Annotated in this window: 6 protein-coding genes and 1 pseudogene; 1 reads left to right on the forward strand and 6 read right to left on the reverse strand. The window is 43.0% G+C overall.

Annotated elements, in window-relative coordinates:
- The 4 genes from WEIDD23_RS01515 to WEIDD23_RS01530 form a co-directional block, all read right to left on the reverse strand.
- A partial coding sequence (locus tag WEIDD23_RS01515) for a 1-phosphofructokinase family hexose kinase (protein ID WP_156469545.1) occupies positions 1–567 on the reverse strand: 567 nt, incomplete at its 3' end.
- Positions 564–1334, reverse strand: a complete 771-nt coding sequence (locus WEIDD23_RS01520; RefSeq protein WP_062358696.1) for a DeoR/GlpR family DNA-binding transcription regulator — start codon at positions 1332–1334, stop codon at positions 564–566. The genes WEIDD23_RS01515 and WEIDD23_RS01520, both read right to left, overlap by 4 nt.
- Positions 1335–1487: 153 nt before the next feature.
- Positions 1488–2081, reverse strand: a complete 594-nt coding sequence (locus tag WEIDD23_RS01525; protein ID WP_029237513.1) for a 5' nucleotidase, NT5C type — start codon at positions 2079–2081, stop codon at positions 1488–1490.
- Positions 2082–2280: 199 nt separating this feature from the next.
- Positions 2281–3651, reverse strand: a complete 1371-nt coding sequence (locus tag WEIDD23_RS01530) for an FAD-dependent oxidoreductase (RefSeq protein WP_010374889.1) — start codon at positions 3649–3651, stop codon at positions 2281–2283.
- 268 nt (positions 3652–3919) lie between these two features.
- On the opposite strand from WEIDD23_RS01530, the gene WEIDD23_RS12675 reads away from it, so the two are divergent.
- Positions 3920–4234, forward strand: a complete 315-nt coding sequence (locus WEIDD23_RS12675; protein WP_010374887.1) for a CHY zinc finger protein — start codon at positions 3920–3922, stop codon at positions 4232–4234.
- Positions 4235–4284: 50 nt separating this feature from the next.
- Here WEIDD23_RS12675 and WEIDD23_RS01535 read toward each other — a convergent pair whose 3' ends face one another.
- Positions 4285–4764, reverse strand: coding sequence for a hypothetical protein (locus tag WEIDD23_RS01535; RefSeq protein WP_010374886.1), 480 nt, complete (start codon positions 4762–4764; stop codon positions 4285–4287).
- A pseudogene (locus WEIDD23_RS01540) lies at positions 4764–5413 on the reverse strand (hypothetical protein); the annotation flags it as partial. The gene WEIDD23_RS01535 and the pseudogene WEIDD23_RS01540, both read right to left, overlap by 1 nt.

Raw genomic sequence — 5413 nt, forward strand, 5'->3', positions numbered from 1 at the left:
AAATAGTGCTTGCACTTCGTCACGATTGGGTTTGACCAATAACGGGTGCAGAGCCAATGCTTGTTTTAAATCATCGCCTGTCGTATCAATAATAAAATTAGCTTGTTTACTAACCACCAGCTGAATTAATTGTTGATAAGCATCGTGTGGTAGCGTACTAGGTAAACTACCGGAAAATACAACGGTATCTGCCGGTTGCAATTTTGAAAATTGTTGTTTAAAAGTCTGCCATTCAGCATCAGTGATTTGAGGTCCCGATGCGTTTATCTCAGTTTCTTGGCGAGACTTTAATTTCACATTGATCCGAGTTGTGCCTTGAATTGGTGTGAAGTCAGTTTTAATGGCTAAATGTTGTAATGTTGTTGCGATAAAAGCACCGGTATATCCCCCGAGAAACCCCCACGCCTGATTATTAATATGATTAGCTTCTAAAATCCGGCTGACATTAATCCCTTTACCACCAGGATAAGCATTAGTGGTCTGGGCCCGATTAGTCGCACCACTGATATAGTCGGGCACTGCCATCACGTAATCAATCGATGGATTGAGTGTGACTGTATAAATCATGATTGGTCTCCGATCTTTAATTGTGTTTTTGTCTGATATGAAGCCAATTCTGTTGCCGAATTTGGTTCAGTAATAATCGTTACTTCTTCCAAGTCAGCTACTTTGGCAAATGCCCGTTGATTAAACTTACTGGCGTCTGCCAAAACGAATGCATGCCGTGAATGTGCGATAACCAAACGCTTGATGGCCGCTTCCTCTAAGTCAGGTGTCGTAATCCCTGCAGTAAGGTCAATCGCATCAGCACCAATAAAACTTACATCAAAGGCAAGTTGTCCGAGTTGTTCAGCCGCTGTCATACCCACAGTTGCGTTAGTAGATAGCTTTACTTGACCGCCAATGACAACTACCGGCACCATTAAATCAGCTAACTGCGATGCATGGTGAACTGAATTAGTAACGACCAAAGGCGCTGGCGTCACTTGGCCAAGTAATGCAATCATGGCCCCAGTTGTTGTACCTGCATCTAGGTAAAGTGTTTCACCTCCTTGCAGTTGGGCAATTGCGGTCAGGGCAATTTGTTGTTTGCTTGGTTGATTCAATTTGGTTTTGTCGGCAATGGCAATTTCGGGTTGTAGCGTGGGGTGTTGACTTAGCAGTTCGACCCCACCATGAATTCGTTTCACTAGCCCTTCGTCTGCTAGCTTGTCCAAATCTCGTCGCATTGTTGATACAGACACTAATAGCAGTTCTTGCAGCTCGCGGATTGATATGCGACCGCGTTTTTGAATCAATGCTAATATTTTGTCTTGTCGTTCTGAAATCATCATAATCATTCACCTATAAAAATGTAAGCGCTTCCTTTTCACCAGTAACTATAGTGTTATTTGGTGCCTTTTGCAACGTTTTTCATTCAAAAACATTCATTCACAATCAAAAAAAGAGACAGTCGTGTTGATGACTGTCTCTTTTAAAAGAATCTTTTATTCCCAATGGGCCTTGTCAAATTCGGTTTTATCACCATGAACGTAAAAATGGCCACGTTCAGCAACGACGGCTACTGCTTCTCTTAGCGTATCTGTTACATCTTGGACTTGTGAAACATCTAGCAAAAATGACACGAGTTCATTTGACCACGTTAGCCGAGGATCGGCACCAAATTGGACCCAGATGCTGTCAGCATCTGGGTCATCCCAGTCACTGGCACCATGATAAGGCCGGTCGTCCACCAAGATGCCACCACCAAAATGTGCGACGGACTTATCGTGGGCAAAAATGATTCGTTTATAAATTGGGCTAGTGTTATCTTCCCCGAAATAATGTTGTAGCCAAATCAGTTTATCCTGCCAAGCACTTGGATTTTGCCAAGGTGCAGTTGATAAAACATAGATGTCGTATTCAGTTGCTAGTTGCTTCACGGCTTCAATTGCCCCAGGCATTGGTGGCAAATCCCGGAAAATGCCAGGAATTTGATCTGGCTTTTCAACAGACTGTTGCCGCATGTCAATCTCGTTTAAAACGGATAATGTATCAACAAGAACATTATCCATATCTAGGAATAATTTAGGTTGCGTCATTTTATGCTCCAATAATTGTTGTGGTAAAGAAAGCGCATACATTGATTAGGTGACTTCATTATAACAATATTTTAGCTCTTGTCGACGGCTCACGACTGCATTGAACATTGTGCATACTATAATGGACCATCGTAAAACGGTGCTGAATCGCTTAGAATCAGCACCGCTTTTAACACGACATTATTCAAATAGCTTACTTTTACTTGGTGAATTCACCATAATGGCAAGCTTTTTGGGCGGCCAGATTTAATACTGACCATTGCCGGTCGAATCCTGGTTGGAAGAAAAAGTCGGCTTCTGCTAAATCATCTACGGTCATTTTTTGTGCAATGGCTAGGGCCAGCGTGTTACCGAAGCCGGTGACATCGTAATCACGCGCCATAATAGCGCCACCCAAAATGATTCGTGAATCAGGACTAAACGCTAAGCGGACAATAATGTCCCCGTTCCCTTCACTGGTGGGCACGAAAGCTGGCTGACGTGTGTCGGTGTAGGTGACGGCTGAAATTTTAATTTTTGACCGATCAGCCGTGACGCTGTTTAGGCCGGCTGAGGCGAATGTATAATCAAAAACTTTTAAAGCTGAGGCACCAACAACCCCTTTGAAATCAACAGCATGCTTGTTGCCCATAATTCGTTGGGCGACATATTGGGCTTCACGACGTGCGGTGGAAGCTAAGGCTACCGGCTGTTGCTGTCCAGTTGGAATATAGTAAGGCTTCACAGCGTCACCAATGGCATAAACATCTGGTAAATTGGTTTCGAAATTACGGGTTGTCTCAATCCAGCCTCGTTTATCGAGTGCTAGCGTATCTGCAAAAGGTGCCGTGTTTGCGGTTACCCCAATTCCTTCAATGACTAAGTCTGTCGCATAGGTTCCCTGGTCAGTTACGACGGCTGTCACGCCCTCATTTTCAGATCCCTCAAATGCGGTGATGGCCTCACCGACTTTTACGTTGACGCCATGGGCAATTAGTTCTTGCGTGATAATATCAGTCATATCGGCGTCCAGGTAAGCGGCTAGCACACGAGGTAACATGTCTAGGACGGTCACGTTTTTGCCAGCTCTCACCAGAGCTTCAACGGCCTCAATACCAATGTACCCAGCCCCAATAACGGTGACGTCTTTGATAGTTGCATCGTTGAGGTATTGTTTAATACGTTTGGCCCAATCGTAACCACGCATCGGAATAATGTTGGCTAAATTCGAACCGGGGATGGTTAAGTGCGCGGGTGTTACACCAACACTTAAGACTGCTTTGTCATAAGTGAATAATTCCTGGTTATTAATTGTGAGCGTGTGGTTCGTCGCGTCAATACCCGTGACTTTCGCGTTATTGCGGACATGACCACCATATTTTTCTAAATCTGATGGCTTGAAATTTCGGACAAGCTCAGCATTTTGTACCGCCTCGGTTAGATAGAGTTCCATCCCACAAGACATAAATGAAATGAAGTCACCGGCCTCGAAGACCGTGACATCGTACGCATCGGACTGTGTTAACAATTCTAGTGCGACTTCGTGACCACCGTGTGATGCGCCGATGACTGCAATTTTTTGTTTTACCATGATAATCCCCCATTAATCGTATGTTATTTTGTGCATATATTAACTATCAAATTTCATTCGAATCACATGTAGACACCTCCCTTAAAAGCCGTAAAAGCTTACAAAATTTAATATACCTGTCGAAAAATGCTTGTCAAAGAAACCTTAAAAAACAACTTAGTTTGTTAAATCACACACTTGTTGTCCTCAAAAAAGGGCTATATTTGTTTTATATCTGTGCTGAAAAAGAAGAGTTGTATTGTTTGGTGAGTCATGTGACCATAATAGTATGGAAAAAACAACAATATGGGGTAATATTTTAGATACCGCAGGCCGGTGCGTTCACTGGCATAGTGACCGTGATGTTATCGCCAATCGCTGTGCGACTTGTGGCAAATTTTATGCCTGTTATGAATGCCATCAGGCATATGAAAGCCACCCATTCGGTCGTTACGCAGCACAAACCCAACAAAAGATTGTGTTATGCGGTGTCTGTGGGTTACAAATGACCTACGCGCATTATGAAGCGATTGATCAATGTGAAAGTTGCGGGGCCCTCTTTAATCCCGGGTGCTCCCTGCATAAGTATTTGTACGTGCAATAGAAAAACGGTAGACATCATGCTGACGTCTACCGTTTTTTTGATTACCAACGTTATCGGTAAGTTAGTGATTTCAAAGAATCTCCCGTGTCATTGGTGACATTAATAACCAATTTTGGATGTTTGGCCCCGCTATCTTGCATTGATTGGACAATTTTACTACCTAATGCATCAATTTGGTCACCATTTGTACGCAGACCAAGATTAAGCATTGTCTGTGACAATTTATCCGTCTTAATGGTATAGGTGACTGTATCGCCGGTGACTTGTGCTGAAGCATCAGTTACCCAACCGTTGGCACTTTGTTTAAGATTAAAAGCTTCATTATTTAATTTTAGGGCAACATTTTGGGGCGTTGTTGGGGCGAGTTCAACATTTTTCAAATCAACACCGGTGGTGTGTGTCCCACTAACAATAGGTAATAACGTGGTGGCCTTATTGACCACCACGTGACGTTCAATTTGAATACCCGCAAAAATTAACACGCCAATCACGGCTAGTACACTAATTAAGATTAACCAAAATTTTTTCATTATAAATTTCCCTTGTCTTGCGGCATGATTAGCTGTTCTACGAGTTGCCCGCTGTTAATCATGTTTGTCATCATTTTTACGACCTTGGCGATATGGTTGTCCACTTCAGATTGTTGCAATAATTGTAACGGGCGCGCATCGATTAGGTCGAAATCATGATTGTATTCGGCCATTAACTGACGTAACGCATCCAAGTTCACGGTAGTGGGTACAACAGATGTGATATCCCGTTCGTAAGGTACCAGTGCATACTGATTAATTAAGAAACGATTCAATTGCTGGAAATCTTGATAATACAGCGCTAACAATTGTTGTCGGACGCCAATGGGACCTGCCGGAATATGGTGGCTGAAGATGTCCTGTAACCAAAGTTCATCAGCAACCAAATGCGTATAGTACCCCAGCATGAAGTTGTTAGTGAGACTGCTAGGATATTGCGTTAAAAATTGTCTGAGATCAATTCGTTGTGTGCCGCGATTACTTGGTACAAGAAAATGGGTGTCCCCTTTAGTCAAATCAGACGTTTTATCAGCGTCAGGTGCCTCATTACCAAGGAAGAAAGCATCATCTAAAAAAGAATGAATGGTCATTAACTTTTGTGCGATTGCCGCGTGAATTAGCCGTGATCCCATCTTAATCCCCCAAAATT

The organism is Weissella sp. DD23 (assembly GCF_001579105.1).
Classification (GTDB): domain Bacteria; phylum Bacillota; class Bacilli; order Lactobacillales; family Lactobacillaceae; genus Weissella; species Weissella cibaria.